Raw genomic sequence first — 20,794 nt, 5'->3', positions numbered from 1 at the left:
GAGCTGCACGGGCGTGTTCACCGACAGGTACGTGTCCGCCACCAGCTCCAGCCGGGCCAGGGCCTCGTCTCGCACCTCGGCGGGCCCCCCCACGTGCGTCCACCCCAGCTTGAGTCCGGGCAGCCCCGCCACCTTCGACAGGCCCGACAAGGAGAAGGTGAGCATGGGCAGCGCGCGCCCCGCCACCGTGGCCACCCGGCCCGGCTCCTCGCCCCAGGCGAAGTCCGAGAACACCTCGTCCGAGAGGAGCGCCAGCCCCGTCTCCGCGCACAGCGCACCGAGCGCCTCCAGCTCGCCCTCCTGGAGGTAGTGGCCGGTGGGGTTGCCGGGATTCACCACGAGCACGGCGCGGGTGCGCGCGTCCCGCGCGGCGGCCACCTCGCCCACGTCCAGGCCGAAGCCGTGGGCGCGCGGCAGGCGGTACGGGCGCATCTCCACGCCCTCCAGGCGCGTGAGGTACTCGAAGAGGGGGTAGCTGGGCGCGGGGACGAGGACGTTGTCCCCGGGCTCGCACAGCAGCTTGAAGAGCCAGCCGTAGGACTCGCTGGTGCTCGCCGAGAGGACGAGGTGCTCGGGCGAGACGCGGGCGCCTCGTGCGGCGAGGTGCGCGGCCACCGCCTCGCGGGTCGGGAGGAGTCCCTGGGGCTCGGGCGCGTAGCCGAGGGCCGCGGGGTCCGCCAGCAGCGCCGGCTCGGGCGCGGGCAATCCCACGCGCGTGGGGTTGGTCTCGGTGAGGTCCAGCAGGGGGAGCCCGCGGGCGCGGCGCTCGGCGAGCGCCCGGGCCAGGGGGTTCCAGCTCCGGGAGAAGTCGGTGCGAGCGGAGAAGCGGCTCACAGCCCCGTCTGGAGCATCGCGGAGGCGACGTGGCGGATCAGCTCGCGGCGGATCTCCTTGCGGCAGTGCTCGACGGCCTTCGGATGAGGGGCGGGGCTCTCGTCATCCCGCGAGCGCAGCGCGGTGCGCACCACGAGGTCGACCTTGGCCGGCTCGATGTGGAAGAGCCGGTGGCCATCCTTCTGGAGGAAGTACGAGAGACCGCGCGCATCCAGGAGCTTGTGGAGGTACCGCCTGGCGTCGGCGAGGAGCGAGAGGTCGATGATGTCGGCCATTCGCTGGGCGTTCTCGCTCGGATCGAAACATGCGTCCATTTCACGACCGAGTGACACGAAAACTTGCACTCACTTTCGCGCGCGGATCGCGCCGGAGGCCGATTTATCGGCCTCGCGCGCGTTTGGGACTCTCGGGAGCGAGCCAGCCGGCAACCAGCGGAGCGAGGGCTCGGCGGAACGCGGCGTGGCGTCTGCGAGGATCCTCCAGGTAGGGCACGGGGCCAAGAACCTGGACGCCGTGGCGCTCGGCGATGAGGTGGGGGTTGTCGCGCTCGGAGGGGTCGCGCGAGGGGGTGCCGCGCGAGAGGAGCACGGCCGCGACAGGGATGTTGCGCGCGGCGAGCGCCTCCAGGGACAGGGCCGTGTGGTTGAGCGTGCCCAGGCCCGCGCGGGCGACGAGCAGCACGGGAAGGCGCAGGGTGGAGATGAGATCGATGACGTCGTGGGAGGAGTCGAGCGGGACGAAGAGGCCCCCGGCGCCCTCGACGACGACGGGCCCGTGCCGCAACCGCTCCCAGGCGGCGAGCGTGGTGCGCCAGTCGGGCTCACGGCCGAGGCGGCGCGCGGCGATGCCAGGAGCGAGGGGTGCCCGGAAGCGGTGGGGACAGACGAGGTCCAGGGGCAGGTCGCTCCCGGCGGCCTCGCGCAGGGAGAGCGCATCCGCGGGGGCGGAGAGCGACGCGCATCCGCTCTCGTAGGGCTTGAAGCCCTGGGGCCGCAGCCCGGCGTCGGCGAGCAGGGACAGCAGGGCCCGGGAGACCTGCGTCTTCCCCACGCCGGTGTCCGTCCCCGTGACGAACACCTGAGCCGCCGGGTGTTGGGAACCTCGGGTTGCCACGAGCTACCTCCCGATGTGGAGCCGGCGCAGCCCCTCCAGGGCCAGGTCCACATGGCCCTCGGTGTGCGCGGCGGAGAGACAGAAGCGGAGCCGGCTGGTGCCCTCCGGCACGGTGGGGGGCCGGATGGCCTTCACGAGCAGTCCCCGGGAGCGCAGCGCGCGCGAGGCCGCGATGGCGAGCTCGGGCTCCCCGAGGATCACCGGGAAGATGGCGCTGCGGGGCTCGGCGGCGAAGCCCAGCGAGCGCAGCCCCTCGGAGAAACGACGGATGTTGCGCCACAGCCGGGCGCGCAGGTCCTCGTCGTGCTCGACGATGTCCACGGCGGCCTCGGCGGCGGCACACAGGGCGGCGGGCAGGGCCGTCGAGAAGACGAGGGGCCTTGCCCGGTTGAGGACGAGCTCCACCACGGGACGGGAGGCACAGATGTACGCGCCCATGCCGCCGAGGGACTTGCTCAAGGTGCCCATGCGCACGTCGACAGCGTCCTCGAGCCCCAGTTCCTCGCACAGCCCAGCGCCCCGGGCCCCGAGGACGCCGGTGGCATGGGCCTCGTCGACGAGCAGGGCGGCGCCGTGGGTGCGGCAGACGTCGACCAGCTCCCGCAGGGGCGCGGAGTCTCCGTCCATGGAGAACACCGTGTCGGTGACGACGAGGCGGCGACGGGCGGGCGTGGAGGCGAGCGCTCGCTCGAGTGCCTCCACATCGGCATGTGGGTAGACGACGGTACGGGCGCGCGAGAGGCGGCAGCCGTCGATGAGGGAGGCGTGGTTGAGGGCGTCGGAGAAGACGGCGTCCTCTGGCCCCACCAGCGCCTGGAGGGTGCCGACATTGGCCGCATAGCCCGAGTTGAACAGGAGGGCGGCCTCGGCGCGCTCGAAGGCGGCGAGCCGGGCCTCCAGCCGCTGATGGGCCACGGTGTCGCCCACGACGAGCCGGCTGGCCCCGGAGCCCACGCCATGGAGCTCCAGGGCGGCGGTGGCCGCGGCGCGCACGGTGGGCGAGGCCGCCAGGCCCAGGTAGTCGTTGGAGGCGAAGTTGACGAGCGTCTCGCCCCCCAGGCGGACGAGCGGGCCCTGGGGAGAGTCGAGCGGCTCGAGGAAGCGCTTCAGCCCCCGGGCGGCCAGGGCGCCCAGCTCTTCCTGGGCCCAGGCCGTCGCCGGAAGGTGTCGGGAGTCCCCGTCCATTACCGCGAGGTGTCCGGCTCCAGCGGGCGGATTCCCGCCTTCTCCAGCAGGGCCATGTCCTGGGTGTACTCGGGGTTGCCGGTGGTGAGCAGCTTCTCGCCGAAGAAGAGCGAGTTGGCCCCGGCCAGCATGCACAGCAGCTGGGCCTCCTCGTTCATCTGCATGCGGCCGGCGGACAGACGCACCATGGCCAGGGGCATGAGGATGCGGGCCACGGCGATGGTGCGGACCATCTCCACCGACTGCACCGGCTTCTGGTCCTGGAGCGGGGTGCCCTTCACGGCGACGAGCGCGTTGATGGGCACCGACTCGGGGTGGACCTCCTGGTTGGCGAGCGTGAGCAGCAGCTTGCAGCGGTCCTCCACGGACTCGCCCAGGCCGATGATGCCGCCGGAGCACACGGAGATGCCGGCCTGCCGGACGCGCTCGAGGGTGTCGAGCCGGTCCTGGTAGGTGCGGGTGGAGATGATGTCGCCGTACTTCTCCTCGGAGGTGTCGAGGTTGTGGTTGTAGGCGGACAGGCCCGCTTCCCGGAGGCGCCGGGCCTGGCTCTCGGTGAGCATGCCCAGGGTGGCGCAGGCCTCCATGCCGAGCGACTTCACGCCGCGGACCATCTCCAGGACGCTGTCGAACTGGGGCCCGTCCTTCACCTCACGCCAGGCGGCGCCCATGCAGAAGCGGGTGGCTCCGGCGGCGCGGGCCTTGGAGGCGGCCTCCAGCACGGAGGGCACGGACATGAGCTTCTGGGCCTCGAGGCCCGTGTCCTTGTGGTAGCGCGCCGCCTGGGGGCAGTAGCCGCAGTCCTCGGAGCAGCCGCCCGTCTTGATGGACAGCAGCGAGCACAGCTGCACCTTGTTGTCCTCGAAGACGGCCCGGTGCACCGTCTGCGCCTTGTGGATGAGCTCCAGCAGGGGCAGCTCGTAGAGGGCGCGCACCTCGGGCAGCGTCCAGTCGTGACGGACGACGATACCGGGAGGCGGCGCGTTGAAGTGGGCGTGACCGTTGAAGGAGTCGCGGGCGGCGGAGTCGGACATGGGCTCCTCGGAGGTAGTCGTGGAGCGCGCACGGTGCGTGGGAGGCCGGCCCTTGTCAACCACGCAGCGCGGCCGGGTTGACGACCCCGGCCGCGCCGAAGGGGACCCAGCGCGGGTCCCTTACATCAGGCGTGGATTCGACGGCCCCGGCCCGCCCAACCCACCAGCATTAGTACGACGAGGGCGCCGACGACGGACATGATGAGACCCGAGGGATGCAGGTCGAAAACTCGCCGGTTGGGCGAGAAGAGCGCGCCCACGAAGCCGCCCACGAACGAGCCCACGATACCCAGCAGCATCGTCGCCACGAGACCCATGGACTGACGACCCGGGAGAATCGCACGCGCGAGAAGACCCGCGACCAGACCCACCACGATGAACCAGATGATGCTCATCTCAGTCTCCCTTTCCTTTGGACGCCGCGATGTGCGGCTCCGTTGGGAGCAAACGTGGGGACCCCTCCCGTCTGGCACAACTTGACGGAGGGGGCCGGGATGGGCCCCCACGCCTGGCCGCTCGCTCCCCTTCCGGCCCCGCACGGGGGTTGGGGGGACGTGAGGGAAAGCGGGGAAACGTCAGCCGCCTGCGCTAGAGAAGAACCCTCTATGGCGAAGGCGAAGACGCACTACACGTGTCAGGCGTGCGGGTACCAGTCGGCGAAGTGGTTGGGGAAGTGCCCCGACTGCGGCGCGTGGAGCTCGCTGGTGGAGGAGACCGAGGCGAAGGTGGACGAGAAGCGCCCGGCCTGGGGCGCCTCGGGTGGGGCCTCCAAGCCGGTGCGGCTGCGCGAGGTGAGTGGCGAGCAGGAGGAGCGCCGCAAGACGGGCATCGCCGAGTTCGACCGGGTGCTGGGCGGCGGGGTGGTGGACGGCTCGCTCGTGCTGCTGGGCGGAGACCCGGGCATCGGCAAGTCCACGCTGCTCCTGTCGGCGCTGGACCGGCTGGGGCGCGGGGGCCCGGTGCTGTACGTGTCGGGCGAGGAGTCGCTGCGGCAGACGAAGATGCGGGCCGAGCGGCTGAAGGTGGAGAGCGAGGACATCCACCTCTTCGCGGAGACGGACGCGGACCGGGTGCTGGGGGTGGCGCAGAACCTCCAGCCGCGGGCGCTGGTGGTGGACTCCATCCAGACCATGTACCTGCCGGAGCTGGGCAGCGCGCCGGGGAGCATCTCGCAGGTGCGCGAGGTGGCCGGGCGTTTCATGGCCTACGCCAAGCGCAGCGGGGTGCCGACGTTCCTCGTGGGGCACGTGACGAAGGAGGGCTCCATCGCGGGCCCGCGCGTGCTGGAGCACATGGTGGACACCGTCCTCTACTTCGAGGGCGAGCGCGGCCACCCCTTCCGGATTCTGCGGGCGCACAAGAACCGCTTCGGCTCGACGAACGAGATTGGCGTCTTCGAGATGAAGGGCGCGGGGCTGGTGGAGGTGCCGGACCCCTCGGCGCTCTTCCTCGCCGAGCGTCCGGCGGGCAAGGCGGGCAGCGTGGTGACATGCACGCTCAACGGGACGCGGCCACTGCTGGTGGAGGTGCAGGCGCTGGTGGCACCCACGGGCTATGGCACGGCGCGGCGCACGGCCATCGGCGTGGACGGCAACCGCGTGGCGCTGCTGGCGGCGGTGTTGGAGAAGAAGGAGGACATCCCGCTGGTGGGGTGCGATCTCTTCGTGAACGTGGCGGGAGGCATGCAGCTCTCGGAGCCGGCGTGTGACCTGGCGGTGTGCGCGGCGCTGGTGAGCAGCCTGCAGAACCGGCCGCTGGAGGCGCACACGCTGGTGCTGGGCGAGGTGGGCCTGGCGGGCGAGGTGCGCGCGGTGGGCCAGGTGGAGCCACGGCTGGCCGAGGCGGCGAAGATGGGCTTCCAGCGAGCCATCATCCCCCGCGGGAGCGCGAAGCGGCTGGAGGGCACGAAGCTGGAGGTGGTGGGCGTCGAGACGCTCTCCGAGGCCCTCGGAGCGATGTTCGACTGAGGTTTCTAATGCACTCCGAGCATGCGCGAGCGCACTACGGAGGTGGCAGCGACTGCCAGTTTGGATCCGGCCAGACGAACGGGTTGCCATTCGGACCGGGGTTCGCATTGCCGAAGTAGCTCTGGCACCCCGCGGTGTTTCCGGGCTGGCCCCGGAGCGTCCAGAAGCCGGGACAGACGTCCCGCGGAATGCGCGTGCGGCAGTCCGCCATCGTCCGCGTGCCCGCGTCAGGCCGCGCGTAGTAGGCGCTCACGAAGTTCCACGCGAGGCTCTGGAGGGCCTGGACGGTCGCTGCGTTCGCGCCAGACGGGCCCTCCGCGCCTGCCGGAGAGTCCCGGAACACGGACGCGTGGTGGACAGCGGCCAGGTAATACGTGCCCAGCGACGTCAGGTGCACGTTGTCGCTGAAGATCATGTCCAGCTTCTGCGACGTGGTGCCGCGGATCCCCGGGACCTCGTCCGCGAGAATCCGCTCCACCAGTTCGACCAGTGCCGCGCCGCCAGGGAGCGTCACCACGCGATCCTCGCGCCCCGCGGCCTGCAGCGTGAGGTTCACCTTCGAGGACACGCACTCCCACGCGACCAGCGCGTTCTTCTCGTAGTTGATCCACTGGGCCGGGTTGGCTTTATCAATGTCCAGCCACGTATGATAAAAATAGGTGACGCCCCGTGGGTTCCCGTCAATCAGACGGTCATGGTAGTGGCGCAGGTAGCCGACCCTGTTCTCCCACTCGATGGTTCCCAGCAGGTCGTGCCGTTCGGTGATGAGCAGGGTGTCGTATTCATCGCCTTGGCCCAGCGTCCGCGGAGCCAGGAGCTCCTGAACCACGTTCATGTTGTTTCCCGCGCGGTTCTTGCCCTGGCGATACCCTTCCCAGTTGTTGTTGCCCCAGGTGCGGACCCGGAGGGGTGAGCCGATGATGTTCTGCTGGTTCCAGTGGAGGTCCTTGCCCTTGCTCTTCGCGATGCTGTCGACGTAATCGGGCATCGGGTTGTCGAGCAGGCTGTGTCCCGAGAAGAAGATCCGGGCGCGAGCGCTCGAGGTGCCGGCGTCGGCAAACCCAGCGTCAGGTGTCCCCGCGTCCTGAGAGCCCGCGTCCGCAGGGCCCGCATCGGTCGCCCCCGCATCCGCGGTGCCCGCATCCGTCTCCCTGTCTCCGCCGTCCGTGATGACGACGCCGGCATCGCGGTCTTCGGGCCTCCCCGCATCCGGAGCGGGCTCGCCAACCTGCCCAGCGCAGGCCAGACCCAGTGTGGCGACCCACACGACACGAGCCCCCAGACGCGATGCGTACATGAACATGGTCCTTCCCTCCAGGCCGGAGACAGCCAGAACACTTCCTACCACGCCGGGGAAGCGCCATGACCCCTCGGCCGTGGCGAACGCGCGGGGAGGGCCAGCGGATGCCGGTGGTCTTTCGGACTCAGGCACTTCGTCGCTAGAAGGCGAGCCCCTGGTAGTTGTACGCGAGCTGAAGGGAGCCGGAGCGCCGGGTGGGCGCCGCACCGAGGACCTCCACGCCCTTGTCATCCAGGAGGTTGAAGACGTTGGCGCTCACCGCCAGGCCGTTGTCGAAGGTGTAGCCCAGCCCGAGGTCCGCCACGAAGCGCGCCGGGACCTTCCCGTCCGGGAAGAACAGGGTGCTGTCCCACCGGCCCGCGCTGAAGGCATGGGCCGCCTGGTAGCGACCGAAGAGCCGCACGAACGAGTTCTTCACCCCCAGGTCCTGCAGGGTGATGGAGGCCTTGAGCTTCACCTCCGGCACGTTCAGCAGGAGCGCCTTCTGCGTGGGCGCCGAGTTCTGGAAGCTGAGCACCTGGATGTACGAGACGCTGCCGTTGAGGAGGACGTGCGCGGAGGGCTGGTACTCGGCCCCGACATCGAGCCCCGCCACGCGCGAGCGGCCGAAGTTGGTGTAGGTGGAGAGGGCGCCCTGCACGGGAGTCCCCTCCGCGACCGGCCGGCCATCCGGGTAGAAGGCGAAGGTGCCCTGCGCGGGATTGGCCTGCGGGGTCAGCGCGCTGATGAAGTTCCGGTACCAGGAGTGGTAGCCGACGACATCCACCAGGAGCCGGTTGAAGAAGGTCGCCTTGTAGCCCAGCTCCACCGCGTCCACCTGCTCTGGCACCAGCGGGCGGAGCTCCGACAGCAGGTTCCCCTCCGCGTCCCGGATGAGGAAGCCGGTGCGGTTGCCCACCAGGGTGTGGTTGATGAGCAGGAAGTTCTCGAGGAGGCTGGGGCTCTTGAACGCTCGGTTGTAGCCCACGCGCAGGTGCTGGGTCCGGGCCAGGCTGTAGACCACCGTGGCCTTGGGGCTGAACTGCGGCGTGTAGCTGGAGTGGCTATCGAGCCGCGCGGCCGCCACCAGCCGCAGCCTGTCCCGGAGCAGCGACCTGTCCGCCTGCACATAGCCACCGAACTCCGTGACGCGCAGACGATGGCCGCCCCCGTCGGACAGGGACGTCCCCTCGGTGCTCGGGTTGTGCCGGCGCAGCTGGAGGCCGGTGACGAGCTTCACCCCTCCGAACGTGTTCTGGTACTGGACCTCCGAGTCGATGATCTCACTGTGGTCGATGCCCCGGATCTGCTCCTTGAACCCCTCCAGCGCGGCCGGGTCGCTCGGAACGCCACCGCTGGCCTGGAGCACGCCCGCCAGCCGCTCCAGCTGGTAGGAGTGCCCCGCCTCGTTCGAGGTGCGGGACACGTGGGCGAACCAGTGGGGGTTGCTGGCGGACACGGTCTGGGTGTGCACCTGCCAGCCGCGCATGTGCAGGCGGCCCCCATTGGAGGTCAGGATCCCATCATGGACGGAGAAGCCATAGCCGCCCTTGAAGTTCCAGTCACCGGCCCGGTAGTAGAGGTAGCCCTCCGCCTTGGCCGTGCGGGTGTCGTACTCCTCCAGCATGTCGGCTTCGAAGATGGGCGGGAGCCGGGGGCCGCCAAAGTAGTGCGAGGGCAAGGCCCGGTCCGGCGCGAAGTCCACGCCGCGAAAGAGCTCCCCGTTGAACTTGTAGCCGAAGTCCTTGTGGAGGGTGCCCGCCACGCGGACGGACCCGTCCAGGAGCTGCTGGGTGCCGCCACGCAGCACCGCCGAGACGCCTGACTCGTCCCAGGGGGACTTGGTGAGGACATGGATGACGCCGGTGTGGGCATTGGCGCCATAGAGCGCGGACGCCGGCCCCACCACCACCTCCACCGACTTGACGTCGAGGCTGGGCGTGGGGAGCTGACCGCCCAGCGGCATGCCGCTGATGGGCATCTGCGCCAGCCGGCCATCCACCAGGGAGAGCATGCGGGAGCTGAACTGGTTGTTGTAGCCACGCGTGGAGATGCGCTTCTCGTTGATGCCGTTGTCCACGTAGTCGACGCCCTTCATCGCCGCGAGCGCCGTCAGGAACGAGACGCCTCCGGCCTGTTGGATCGTCTTCGCCCCCACCGTCTCCACCGCGACCGGGGACTCGAGCCGCTTCTCCCCGAACCTCGAGCCGGTGACGATGATTTCCTCGCCGAACTGCTCGTCGAGCTCCAGGTCCGCCTCGAGCGAAACCACCTGCCCCTCCAGGACCGTCACCGAGCGGGTACTGTCGCGATAGCCGGGGAAGGAGATCGTCAGCTCCTGCCTGGCGGGGGGGACGTTGCGCAGCTCGAACTGCCCCTCGCCGTTGGTGGTGGCGACCAGGTCCGTGCCCACCAGCACCACCTGGGCCTCCGGCAGCGGCTCGTTACCGGCGACGTACACCGTGCCTCGAATCGTTCCGCCCTCCAGAGCCCAGGCGCCCGCGGACACCAAGAGCGAGAGCACCACACCCCAATACTTCACGAGCTTCATGACCATCCTCTGTAGCAGTGGGGCGAGTGTAGGGGAGTTTGGGGCTCGGGAGAGAGAGGGGGACGGATGCGGAGAGGCAGAAGCAGGCCCCTGCCCGGAGCTCACCGCTTGCCGCACAGGAGCGCGTTGACGTGCTGCTCGATCGCTGATCAGGCGGACCGGGATGCCCCTGGCTGACGGGTTGGCGGTTTCCGTCCGCGGGGCCGAGGCCTGCTAGGCTGGCGTTCCAGGCCCCATTCGGGAACCGGGCGGAGCGCACTGCATGCGGCTGTGGGTATGGGGCTTCATCGGACTCACGGCATTCATCGTCCTGAGTCTCTGGAGGGCGACGCGGCGCCGCTCTCCCCTGCTGCGCATGTTCCTGGCGTGGACCCTCGTCCTGGCGCTCATGGGGCTCGGGCGTAGCCTGGGACTGAGCCCGCCCGCCTCGACACCCGAGGCCCCACCCACGGCCCAGGTGCCCGCGCCCTCCTCCACCCCGGCGACAGGGCCGCGAGGCCGTCCCCCGCACCTGCTGGGGCACCTGCCGGATGGGTGCGAGCTCCTTCCGCTCTCCGAGGCCGCCTCCCTGGTGGGCCACCCCCTGGAGTTCGACGCGTTCGAGCTGCTCCAGGGCCGGAGATATGGCTTCGTCGACTGTGGCTACACCGAGCGAGCCACCTTCTCTCCGGAGCGGCCTCGCCATCAGGTGTCGTTCCGTCTCTCCCGACGGGACTCCGGCCCCGACTCGGACCGGGGCTTCCTGGGTCGCGCGCCCCTTCCGGGTGGCGCGGGGGACGTCCGCTGGCGGGCCGATGATGCCGACGACGGCGTGAGCGTGCGCACCTTCACGTCCCACGGCATGGACCTCGTGGTTCACGTGGCGCTGCGGGAGCCACCGCCGGGGGTCGGCCGGATCGAGGCGGAGCTCGCCCTGGCGTACCGGCTCGCCCTCCTTCTGCGCACACGCGCCCAGGCCCTCACCCTGGAGGAGCTGGTCCTGCGGCGGGAGGAGGCCCGTGCGCCCCGTCCCCACCCCGAGCCCGTCCCCTGGGGAGTGTGCCCGGAAGCAGAGGAGGCGGTCTCCTGGCTGGACAAGCTCCCCCCCGCGCCGGAGTGGCGCGCCACCCTCGAGCCGGTCCACGCCCTGCGCGGGCGGTTCGGGACGCGGGTGCAGGTCCTCGTGTCCAACGAGGAGGGCCCCGGCCTGGACGACCAGGAGGCCGAGGAGGTGCTGCGGTCGAATGAGCGGGCCCTGAAGGCGGGCCGAGAGGATGACTCGCCCCGGCATGATGGCGCGCTGGTGTACGTGGACCAGGCCTCCCGGCGCGCGTGGTTCCGCTTCGGCTCCGGCGCGCCCAAGCTCACCCTCCCCAATGGCCGTCCCTTACCCAGCGAGTGGCACGGGCCGGATCTCCAGGCCCGGAGCAAGGGCAAGGGCATCGTCCTGCGCTTGAAGGCGTTGAGGGACGCCTATGTCCGGGCCTACGCGGCGCTCGGCATCACCGGCCCCCCGGAGCTGGGCCCCCACGCCCGTCCGCCCCCGCGCACGGGCAAGCTCCGGGTGGCCATCGCGCCCCCGCCCGACCTCTCACTCCAGAATGCCTGGACGCCCTGGACGAATCCCTCGTTCGCCGCCCCCGAGCCGAAGCCCATGCGGGACGGGTGCGCGCTCGTCCCGCTGCCCGAAGCCGCCTCGCTCCTGGGCCGCCCGCTGGAGTCAGGTGCCCGCCACCTGCTCGGCTCGCGGGGTGGCAACCCCCTCACCTGCGGCTACACCGAGCCCCTCACCCGTCCGCGCCAGCGGCCCCGGTACGAGGTGGAGCTCCATGTCGCCGAGCGCCTCCCGGAAGCCGAACGCTGGCAGCCCATTCCCGGAGAGCCGGAGGGCCGCCGCTGGCGGATCGAGCGGAATGAGCGGGGCGTGAGCGTGGCGGCCACCACGGCGCACGGCCTGAGCGTCCTGGCCCGGGTCGTGCGGCGGGATGTCTCGGTGGTGTACGGCCGGACGGAGGTGGAGCTCCTCACGGCCTACCACTTCGCCAGATTGCTGAGCATGCGGGCCCAGGACATCACCCGGAGGAGCTGCGGCGCTAGCTGCCTGGGTAAAGCCATTCGAGGACGTGAGCGGCCATGGTCCCCTCGGTGTCTCGGGGGCTCACGAGAAGTTCGTGGGAGGCTCGCGGTAATGCGAGGCTTTGCGCCCGTTCACCCTCAGCGATCCGGCTTCGGGACGTGCTGATCAATCAGGATGGGGTTGCCATCGGGGTCGATGAGCATGAGGCTCGCGGGGCCGGTGGAGGATTCGTCGGCGGCGGAGACGAGGGTGAGGCCGCGGGCCTGGAGGGTCCGCTGGAGCTCGCGGACGTCGTCGAAGTCGGCGAGTTGATTGGCGTTGCGGTCCCAGCCGGGATTGAAGGTCAGGAGGTTCTTGTCGAACATGCCTTGGAAGAGGCCGATGGTGCTGGTCTCGTTCTGCATGATGAGCCAGTTCTGGGCCTGATCACCGCCGATGGCTCGGAAGCCGAGCTTCTCGTAGAACGCGCGCGAGGCGGTGATGTCCTTGACGGCGAGGCTGACGGAAAAGTTGCCGAGGCGAATGGGTGAGGCTCCTGTGGATGGGGCGGTGGCGGATTGGCGAGGAGGCACCGCCGCGCAGCCGCTCAGGGTGAGGACCAGCAGCACGCGGCTGAGGATTCGAGGCATGAGGTGCTCCAATGCTGCCGCGTCAGACTGCTGCTCGGCATGCTACCTGGTTTCAGCGGAGCCAGGCAGAAGATCGCTGGAGGAGCTCGCATGGCAACCGCCGGAGGCGCGGGCGGAGTTGACTACAAGAGTACCCGCCTTGAACCCGTAACCGCGGGTGGGTGTTTCACGAAACTGTCAGCGAAAAAGGACCAGGAGCCGGTGCCCATTGGGGTTCGAGTAAATGAAACACTCGATAAACGCTCCAAGCAGCAGGCGCCACCGGAAATGGGAGTGCATCCGGGAGGAGGGTGAGTCCTGTAAGCTCCCTTTCTCGCTACCCCCGCAGGAGCCACATCCCGTGTCGACCCACTACCGAGCCCCCCGACCCTCCCTCATGTCCCTTCGATTGCCCCTGCTCGCCATGCTCGGCGCGATGACCATGGGCAGCGGCCTGGGCAATCCCGGATGCGGGAGCTCCGGCAACGACAGCACGCCCTATGTCCCGCCCGTATGTGACGGCACCTGTGATGCCATGGCGGGCACCTATCGACTCTCGTTCCAGAGCGAGGGCCCACTGGGCGCGGATTGTGACAAGCTCGGAATGAAGCTGCCAGCCGAGCTGGAGTTCTCACGCAACGGCGACACACTGAAGGGGACGGTGAGTCGCGTTGAACTCACCGGCGCATACTACCCGGGCGCCTCCCAGCCCCCCAACATCAGCCTCGCGGGGGAGAAGGCAATGACGCTCGCCGATGGACGCAACCACCTGGTTCGTGTCTCCATCAACGGCCAGTTCAAGACGGTGCCCGCCAGCACTCAGGAGCCGTCGACCTTCACGGGAACCTATTACGCCTTTCGCATTCCCCTGGTTGAAGAGCCCGAAGGCGGCTTGAAGTGCGACATCGTCCGCATGTTCACCGCGACCCGCACGAGCCCCTGATAAGCCCTGGGAAGGTGTCGAAGAACTCGTCGGGCAACTCGCCAAGGCCCCAGGTGCTCTGGAACCTGGGGCCTTTTGTTTTTCCGGGGGAGCACTGGCACTTCTGGACGTCCAGAAGCATCACACATCCACCCACCTCACTTCTGGACGTCCGGAAGTGAGGTCCCCTTCGCGCTCTTTCAGCGAGAGTTGCACGCCAGGAGTTTGAAAGAGCGGGTTGGGTTTTGGGCCTCCACTCATGCCCTACGAATCGCCTGACATCTTCGGCTGCCTGGAGCCGACTCAGAGAGTCACATACAGCCGGTGACTCCCTGACTCACGAAGCGCCGGGACTTGCTGATTTCACGCGAAAGAGCACGTCCACCGCTCTGGGACGTTGACCAGGGCTTCTGACCTGACGGGTTGAGCAGGGCTTTTCTTCCGTTGATGGCTGTGCTACCCATCCGGGCGCTTCTTACATGTGACCCGTCACTCCCCTGGAGCGCTGCATGCCGAGCGAAGCTCTTTCGCGCCGGAACGTCACCCGTCCGGCCTTTCCCGCCCCGTGTCTTCCGCGAAGGGTTTTCCTGATTCTTTCCCTGGTGCTGATGTGTCCGTTGGCATGTGCCAGCAACACCCAGGCACAGGCGCTCGCCGCGACCCGGGAGGCGCTCGCGGAGCTGGACGAGTTCGGCGCCCTGCTGGTTCAACAGGCTCGACAAGGACCAGAAGAAGCACCTCAAGTTGGAGGCGCTGCGGGGGTGGGAGATCGCCGATACGCCCGCCCGCCTGTGCACGATGAACCTGCTGCTCCACGGTATTGGCGGGGATGAGACTCCCATCGTCGTGGTGGATGACGCCATTCGCGGCGACCCGGGCAAGCGGTGGAAGGTCGCGCTCTCCAATCCGCCCTTTGGCCGCAAGTCCTCCGTCACCGTCATCAACGAGGAGGGCGAGCAGGAGAAAGAGGCCCTCACCGTCGTGCGCGACGACTTCTGGGCCTCCACGAGCAACAAGCAGCTCAACTTCGTGCAGCACATCAAGACGCTGCTGGAGGTGAACGGGCGGGCGGCGGTGGTGGTGCCCGACAACGTGCTCTTCGAGGGCGGAGCGGGGGAGACGATTCGCCGAAAGCTGCTCCACGAGTGCGAGGTGCACACGCTGCTGCGGTTGCCGACGGGCATCTTCTACGCGCAGGGCGTGAAGGCGAACGTGCTGTTCTTCGAGAAGAAGCCGGGCCGGGAGAAGCCGTGGACCGAGAAGCTCTGGGTCTACGACTTGCGCACGAACAAGCACTTCACGCTGAAGACGAACCCGCTGAAGCGGGGGGATCTCGACGAGTTTGTTGCCTGCTACCTGCCGGAGAACCGGCACCAGCGCAAGGCAACGTGGTCCGAGAAGAAGGCTCCGGAGGGGCGCTGGCGCTCGTACGGGTACGAGGAGTTGCTCCAGCGGGACAAGGTGAGCCTGGACATCTTCTGGCTCAAGGACGAGTCATTGGAGGACTCAGCGAACCTGCCTGCTCCGGATGTCATTGCCGGGGAGATCGTGGATGACCTGCGTGCGGCCCTGGAGCAGTTCGAGGCGATCCAGACGGACCTCTCGCGCAGAGGAGGGACTGAGGCACGTTGAAGAGCAGGGGGCGGGAGCCGAGGGACCGAGGAGGGCCACTGACGGGTGCCGCCTGGGCTGTGCGCCAAACCGGTGGACAGGCGGGGCACTTCTGGACGTCCAGAAGCATCATACATCACCCCACCTCACTTCTGGACGTCCAGAAGTGAGGTCCCCTTCGCGCCCTTTCCAGAAGGCGGCGCCCTGAGCACGGCCACCGCGAGCCGTGCCGAGCCTCAAGGGGTGGAGCGCCCGCCGATTTCCGGGAAGCGCGCGTAAGCCCGTTTGAGCGCGTCCAGGTGGGCGGGGTTGTCCAGACCGAGCGGCGCATCGGTGAGTTTGACGACCCACCCGCCCGTCGCGGTGCGCCGTGAGCACGAAAGCAGCTCCGCGTCGCGGGCCGGGTCGGGGAAGCCGATGGCCCGTGCGGCGGCAGCCGACCAGTAGTTCAGCCACCCGAGGCGATGCGGAATCTCAGGTGCGGGGATTTTCTCTGGGAGCTTGAGGGCGGGCAGCCCCCGGGGAGGAACCCCTGGCTTATGCACCGGATCGATTGTTTGCCGTGCGATCTCCACTCCCGCGCGAAACGGTGTCGCATGCCCCCACAGCGCACGCGCGGCCTCTGCCATGGCTTCAAGCACATCCGCCGCCGCTGAGAGGCCAACGGCATCCAGCGGCAACTCTGCATGCACTTCAAACTGGGCCTGACCGCCTGGGCTGAAGCGTCCCGATGTTCCCCTTCCCCAAACTGTCACGGGGTAACTCTCGTCCCCGTTGCACACGAGAGGGAATCCCCCGTCCTCAATCCTTTCTACGAGCCGCGCGTCGCGCTGCGGCAATGCGTTGAGGCGCCCATCTTCAGAAACCTCCCACTCCATGCGCAAACCCGGGAGCGCCCGTTCCATCTCCTGGACAATAGCGAGCGTGCGTCGGTCGTTACCCACCAGTGCAGGCGCATAAACGATAATGCCGAGTTTCTTTCGCGTAGTCATCGTTTGCAACCCGTTACGACGATCTTGAGTTCGGGCGCCTGGAACTCCAGTGCTTCTTTGTGTTCTTCAGTGCTAACCCCAACAGCGAAGCCATATCCGCAGTCTCGCGCAACTTTTCGTTGCTTGTCCAATTGCTTGATTTCTTTTTCAATCTCCCGCTTTTGGATGAAATCAGGGTATGTGTCAAATCGATGGGTCTTGATTTCCCACAGCACACGCACGCCGACTTGCAGTGCATCGAAGCTCATACCGCCCACGAGCACATCCATTCCGGGATAACGGTTGGGCGGAAACTGATCGGCGCACTGGTTATGCGCGTCATCCTCGCCCGCGTGCGGTTCCGGGATGGGCTCGCACCAGCGGCGGTCTCGCTCCGTGACTTCGGTTGGCCCCACGGGAGGGAAATCCGGTCCTTTGGGCTCCGGCTTGGGCTTTTTTATCGGCGAAGGTTTCCGCGGGGCTGGCGTCGTTTCAGGCACGGGCCGCGTTTCAGGAGCGGGCCTTGCGTCCTCGGGATCGGCCCATTTCAGCTCATGGGCATCGAGGGCCTCCTTGATGACGAAGCCCACCACCACCACGCCCGCCACAATCACCGCTCCCACGACGAGCTCCGGTGCCGCCAGGACGCAGAGCCCGACCCCCACGGCAGCGGCACCGGCAGAGGCAACCGCGCATCGCCTCGTGGTGTCGTGAAACTCGAGCCGGTCATGGTCGAGGGCATGAAAGCACCGCTCCGCCAGCTCGGGCCAGGGCTCGGAAGCCGCCTGGACGGCACAACGCCCTCCGTCCGTCCACGGCAGCGTCGCCGCTCGCTGGAGATTGGCGAGCCTCGGGTCCCAGGCTGCTGGCTCTCTCGGGCTTGGCGGTGTCGTCGTACAGGCTGAGAGAAAGAGCAGAAGTGCGATGCACGCTCGGAGACGCATGGGCGGGTCCTCCCTTGGAGCCAGGATCTGGCGGGTCCTGGCGGGGCCGCTTGGAGTATGACATCGCGCCCCGACAGCCACGAAAGCTCGGGCCAGGGCGAGCGCCAACGCAGCGGGCAGCTCATTCTCGGGCGTGGTGCAGCTATGAGTCGTCTGACACCCTTCCTGGGCCCATCCCCATCCCCTACGTGCGTTCTGTCGGGCCGGATGCACTCCTCGGGTCAGCTCCTAGTCCTCGGAAAAACTTGGAGAGCGGTAGGTTCACCCGTCCAAGCCCAGTCTCTTTCTGGCTCACGTCCCGCTTTTCGAATCCTTTGACACCATCTCCGGAAGGAGGCCGCGAGGTGTGGCGCCCAACTGTGCCCAGCGCGGAGGTGAACGCTCCAGGGTACCTGTGAGTAGGCCCCCACCTGACGAACCGAGGACCTCCTGGATGTCGGGCACGGTTCATGCGAACACCCGCCTCGGAGCTCCCGCATGCGGCATGCGGAGAGTCTCGTGAGGAGCACGCATGGACGAGGAGAAGAAGTCCGAAGCGAGTGGGGAGCAACCGGAGCGGTTGGGGCCGTACCTGATACAGGAGCAGGTACAGCAGTCCACCGGCAGCCAGGAGGAACTCTATCTGGCCACGCACGAGACGAGCGGGGCCACGGCCCTGGTGCGCAAGCACGCCGCCGAGGAGGGCGCGGCACCGAAGAAGCACTGGCGGGTGCGCCTCGTCTTCTGGGCTTCACGGGGCTACTCCGCCATGGAGGTGGAGCACACCGACTGGGCCAGGGCCCAGGACAGGCAGTCGGCGGAGTCGCTGCTGTTCACGTTGGAAGGTGTGCTCGAGGAAGTGCGGCGCATGGTCCGCGCCCTGTCCGACCCCCCCGAGCCCCGCCTCCGATGGCTCCTGGGGCTGGGCGTGGTGAGCGCCGTTACGGTGTGCGCCCTGCTCTGCGCGCTGGTGCATCAGGCCTTCGTGCCCCAACCCCCGAGCGCCCCGCCAGCGCCCCTGAGTCACGAGGAGCCCACAGCAGCTGGGACATCGGACTTCCGCGCGTGGCTCTCGGACACCACCCCCCAGGAGCAAACCGTGCTCGCCCGACCTCTCCCCAAAGAGCCCTTCAAAGGACAGAAGCGCCCCCCCTGCACGCGCTACACCGAGGTCGAGATCGTCGGTGCCTGCTGGATGCCTCACGAGCTGAAGGCCCCGTGCCCGGAGGACCTCTTCGAGCACCAGGGCAAGTGCTACGCGCCCTCCTTCAGTGCGAAGCCGCCGCCCTCCTCGCTCGGGCAGTGAGGCGCGCGGCCCCTCGTGCCCGGCACCCGGGTTCGCTCGTCCTCCACTTGCCTTGCCGGGCAGAGTGTCAGACGACCTGGAGGGGCGGTACTGATACAAGTCCTTTGACACCTCCCCAGGTTGAGTGCCACGACAATTCAAGGAGTGCCCATGGGCTTTTCAAAGCAGGCGCAGGAGAAGCTCGGCTGGTACGTGTACCTCCTGGCCGATCCGCGCGACCAGCAGGTCTTCTACGTGGGCAAGGGACAAGGAGACCGGGCCTACGCACACGCGCTCGACGCCCAAGACGTACTCGACCACCCGGAGCTCCAGAGCGCCAAGCACCAGCGGATCCTCGATATCGAGAAGGCCGGTCACGAGGTCAGCGTGCTCGTCCTGCGACATGCTATCGACAGCCCCCAGCAGGCGTACGTCGTCGAGGCCGCCGCGATCGACCTCATGCACCACCTCCAGCCGGGAGCGCTGCTCAATGTGGTGCTGGGCCATCACCACGCCCAGCACGGGCTGATGTCTGCGGCCGATGTCGAGGGGCTCTACAACGCGCCGCCGGCGCCTGAGCCCGAGGTGCCAATCCTGCTCGTCTCGCTGAACAAGCTCTGGACCCCCACTCTCACTGCGGAGGAGTTGCAGGAGCGGACCACCGGGTGGTGGAAGGCGAGTGGCGTCCTGAAGAAGAAGCCCGCGTACATCATGGGCGTCCACAACGGGGTCGTGCGCAGCGTCTACAAGCCGCTCGAGTGGCGTCCCCAGCGAAAAGGCGACCGCGGCTGGACGCCGGAGGAGGCCCTCAAGCCCTCCCGGTACGGCTGCACCGTCAATGAGGCACCGGAGATGCGGGACTGGCTGAACAAGAACGTGACGCGCTTCCTGGCGGCCAACCCGCAGTGGAGCATCCGCTACATCGGCCCGGCCTAGACCCGCCGACGCCACCGACGAGAGGAAACCCGCTTGCCGCAGGAGCTGTGCGCGTTCTACCCCGACGGCGTTTCCTGCCGCGCTAGCTAGGCTGAACGCATCCGCAAGGAAGGCGGAAGGGTCATCGTCGTGGGAAGGTTCGCCGAACGCTTCTGCGCGCGGGTCGGCATCGTTGTGGACGAGGCCGCGGAGAAGGTGTCAGACGATTCGTAAAGCGCATCGTCCGACTCGAATCCTCTGACACTCTCCCGGAGGCACTTCTGGACGCCCGGAAGCATCACACATCAACCCACGTTACTTCTGGACATCCAGAAGTGAGGTCCCCTTCGCGCTATTTCAGCGTGGAAGGTGTCAAAGGACTTGTTTCGGCTCCAAGTCCTCGGAAAAACTTGGAGAGCGTAGGTTCACCTGTCCAAACCGAGTCTTATTCTGGCTCAAGTCCCGCTTTTCGAATCCTTTGACACCTTCTCCGGAAACAAAAATGCCGAGTCCTTTGACACCTTCTCCGGAAACAAAAACGCAGGACCCCTATTCACAATACTTCAAAAAATGCACGGCACTTTTCCGTGCACGGTTGCAGTCTGCCAATGGCAGCAGGGTGACAGAAGACTGCTTTCGGTACGACTTCTACGCCGCTTTGCTCCAATCCGGCGTTAAGGCACACCATTGTCTTCTTGAGTATCTCCATCCGCATGCTCAATTCAAGTCGCGGGAAATTGATTTCGTGCACACCGACGATTCGGGGAAACTGCTCGGCGCCTTTGAAATGAAGTACTTCAAAGCGATCCCAAGTGGGAATCAGGACCGGACCGCTTATATGGCGAAGTTGATTATCGACTTGATGAAGCTACATTTTCTTCCTCTGCCGGAGGCAAGGAAATACATGTTGCTTGCAACGGACAGAGTACTGGTCACGTATTTGAATAATGAGAGCTTGGGCTTCCATGACATGCTGCAGAGCGACTTGAACAAAGAATTTCCGCTATCCCCAAGTCACAAAAAGGGAGAACTGGCTCACTTCAGGAAAGTGATCGAGAAAGACATTTCATCGGTGCTGAATCCATTCGATGTCACCATGCGTGTGCGACGGGTCTTTGAGGAAAACATAGGGGACAGGCACGCAGTTATCGCGTTTGAGGTGCTGTGAATCCGCCCACTCGATAGACTGACTCCCGTCGCAATCGGCGTGCATGTCCTGGCACGTCATGGCGACGCCTCTGCGACTGCGACAACCTATTCCTAACGCATAAGAAGGACAGGGCCCTGTTGAAGGGAACGGGCAAGAGCAGAGAGGCCGAGGAGGGCTGTTGACGAGTGCCGCCTGGGCTGTGTGCAGGCCGATGGACAGACCGTGCAGCGCCCTTTGGGCACACGCCTCTTCAAGGCCCCAGGTTTTCCGGAACCTGGAGCCTTTTGTTTTTCTGGGGGAGCACGGGCACTTCTGGACGTCCAGAAGCATCGCACATCAACGCACACCACTTCTGGACGTCCAGAAGTGAGGTCCCCCCGCGCTCTTTCA

The 20,794-nt window shown here is 67.4% G+C and carries 18 protein-coding genes; 7 read left to right on the top strand and 11 right to left on the bottom strand.

Going from position 1 to position 20,794, the window contains the following annotated elements; all coding sequences use genetic code 11:
* The 6 genes from VF697_RS28080 to VF697_RS28055 form a co-directional block, all read right to left on the bottom strand.
* Positions 1 to 834, bottom strand: an 834-nt coding sequence (locus tag VF697_RS28080) for a pyridoxal phosphate-dependent aminotransferase (RefSeq protein ID WP_331099806.1), incomplete at its 3' end; no start/stop codon positions are given.
* Positions 831 to 1,109, bottom strand: coding sequence for a hypothetical protein (locus VF697_RS28075; RefSeq protein ID WP_331099805.1), 279 nt, complete (start codon positions 1,107 to 1,109; stop codon positions 831 to 833). The genes VF697_RS28080 and VF697_RS28075, both read right to left, overlap by 4 nt.
* A 103-nt stretch (positions 1,110 to 1,212) precedes the next feature.
* Positions 1,213 to 1,947 carry a dethiobiotin synthase gene (bioD, locus tag VF697_RS28070; RefSeq protein ID WP_331099804.1) on the bottom strand — a complete coding sequence of 245 codons (735 nt, stop codon included), beginning with the start codon at positions 1,945 to 1,947 and terminating at the stop codon, positions 1,213 to 1,215.
* Between the two features lie 3 nt (positions 1,948 to 1,950).
* On the bottom strand, positions 1,951 to 3,132 hold the full coding sequence (bioF, locus tag VF697_RS28065) for an 8-amino-7-oxononanoate synthase (protein ID WP_331099803.1): 1,182 nt from the start codon (positions 3,130 to 3,132) through the stop codon (positions 1,951 to 1,953).
* Positions 3,132 to 4,166 carry a biotin synthase BioB gene (gene bioB, locus VF697_RS28060; RefSeq protein ID WP_331099802.1) on the bottom strand — a complete coding sequence of 345 codons (1,035 nt, stop codon included), beginning with the start codon at positions 4,164 to 4,166 and terminating at the stop codon, positions 3,132 to 3,134. Before bioB ends, bioF begins: the two co-directional genes overlap by 1 nt.
* Positions 4,167 to 4,291: 125 nt before the next feature.
* Positions 4,292 to 4,561 (bottom strand): GlsB/YeaQ/YmgE family stress response membrane protein, encoded by a 270-nt coding sequence (locus VF697_RS28055; RefSeq protein WP_331099801.1) that lies wholly within the window; start codon positions 4,559 to 4,561, stop codon positions 4,292 to 4,294.
* A 210-nt stretch (positions 4,562 to 4,771) separates the two neighbouring features.
* Here VF697_RS28055 and radA point away from each other — a divergent pair, with 210 nt between their 5' ends.
* Positions 4,772 to 6,133: a DNA repair protein RadA gene (radA, locus tag VF697_RS28050; protein WP_331099800.1), complete on the top strand. Its 1,362-nt coding sequence runs from the start codon at positions 4,772 to 4,774 to the stop codon at positions 6,131 to 6,133.
* 34 nt (positions 6,134 to 6,167) lie between these two features.
* On the opposite strand, the gene VF697_RS28045 is transcribed toward radA, so the two are convergent.
* Complete coding sequence (locus tag VF697_RS28045; protein ID WP_331099799.1) at positions 6,168 to 7,436, bottom strand: hypothetical protein; 1,269 nt, start codon at positions 7,434 to 7,436, stop codon at positions 6,168 to 6,170.
* Between the two features lie 136 nt (positions 7,437 to 7,572).
* The gene (locus tag VF697_RS28040; protein ID WP_331099798.1) at positions 7,573 to 9,963 is read right to left on the bottom strand and encodes a TonB-dependent receptor; all 2,391 of its coding nucleotides are present in this window, start codon (positions 9,961 to 9,963) and stop codon (positions 7,573 to 7,575) included.
* A 262-nt stretch (positions 9,964 to 10,225) separates the two neighbouring features.
* On the opposite strand from VF697_RS28040, the gene VF697_RS28035 reads away from it, so the two are divergent.
* Entirely contained in the window at positions 10,226 to 12,184 is a 1,959-nt protein-coding gene (locus tag VF697_RS28035) for a hypothetical protein (protein WP_331099797.1), read from the top strand.
* Here the strand turns inward: VF697_RS28035 and VF697_RS28030 are convergent.
* Positions 12,157 to 12,648: a VOC family protein gene (locus tag VF697_RS28030; RefSeq protein WP_331099796.1), complete on the bottom strand. Its 492-nt coding sequence runs from the start codon at positions 12,646 to 12,648 to the stop codon at positions 12,157 to 12,159. The two genes, VF697_RS28035 and VF697_RS28030, sit on opposite strands and share 28 nt — an antisense overlap.
* A gap of 376 nt (positions 12,649 to 13,024) precedes the next feature.
* Between VF697_RS28030 and VF697_RS28025 the strand changes: the two genes are divergently transcribed.
* Entirely contained in the window at positions 13,025 to 13,570 is a 546-nt protein-coding gene (locus VF697_RS28025) for a hypothetical protein (protein ID WP_331099795.1), read from the top strand.
* A gap of 603 nt (positions 13,571 to 14,173) precedes the next feature.
* The gene (locus VF697_RS28020) at positions 14,174 to 15,181 is read left to right on the top strand and encodes an HsdM family class I SAM-dependent methyltransferase (RefSeq protein ID WP_331099794.1); all 1,008 of its coding nucleotides are present in this window, start codon (positions 14,174 to 14,176) and stop codon (positions 15,179 to 15,181) included.
* 215 nt (positions 15,182 to 15,396) lie between these two features.
* On the opposite strand, the gene VF697_RS28015 is transcribed toward VF697_RS28020, so the two are convergent.
* Positions 15,397 to 16,152 (bottom strand): DUF5953 family protein, encoded by a 756-nt coding sequence (locus VF697_RS28015; RefSeq protein ID WP_331099793.1) that lies wholly within the window; start codon positions 16,150 to 16,152, stop codon positions 15,397 to 15,399.
* Positions 16,149 to 16,754, bottom strand: a complete 606-nt coding sequence (locus tag VF697_RS28010; RefSeq protein WP_331099792.1) for a DUF6310 domain-containing protein — start codon at positions 16,752 to 16,754, stop codon at positions 16,149 to 16,151. Before VF697_RS28010 ends, VF697_RS28015 begins: the two co-directional genes overlap by 4 nt.
* An 832-nt stretch (positions 16,755 to 17,586) precedes the next feature.
* On the opposite strand from VF697_RS28010, the gene VF697_RS28005 reads away from it, so the two are divergent.
* The 3 genes from VF697_RS28005 (at position 17,587) to VF697_RS27995 (ending at position 20,422) form a co-directional block, all read left to right on the top strand.
* Positions 17,587 to 18,360: a hypothetical protein gene (locus VF697_RS28005; RefSeq protein ID WP_331099791.1), complete on the top strand. Its 774-nt coding sequence runs from the start codon at positions 17,587 to 17,589 to the stop codon at positions 18,358 to 18,360.
* 150 nt (positions 18,361 to 18,510) lie between these two features.
* Complete coding sequence (locus tag VF697_RS28000; protein WP_331099790.1) at positions 18,511 to 19,275, top strand: LEM-3-like GIY-YIG domain-containing protein; 765 nt, start codon at positions 18,511 to 18,513, stop codon at positions 19,273 to 19,275.
* A gap of 481 nt (positions 19,276 to 19,756) precedes the next feature.
* Positions 19,757 to 20,422 carry a hypothetical protein gene (locus tag VF697_RS27995; protein WP_331099789.1) on the top strand — a complete coding sequence of 222 codons (666 nt, stop codon included), beginning with the start codon at positions 19,757 to 19,759 and terminating at the stop codon, positions 20,420 to 20,422.
* Positions 20,423 to 20,794: the final 372 nt, after the last annotated feature.

It is taken from the genome of Archangium sp. (assembly GCF_036388035.1).
In the GTDB taxonomy this organism is placed as follows: Bacteria; Myxococcota; Myxococcia; order Myxococcales; family Myxococcaceae; genus Archangium.
Note: the sequence above shows the minus strand (reverse complement) of the source record. Positions and strands in the feature narration are given on the sequence as shown.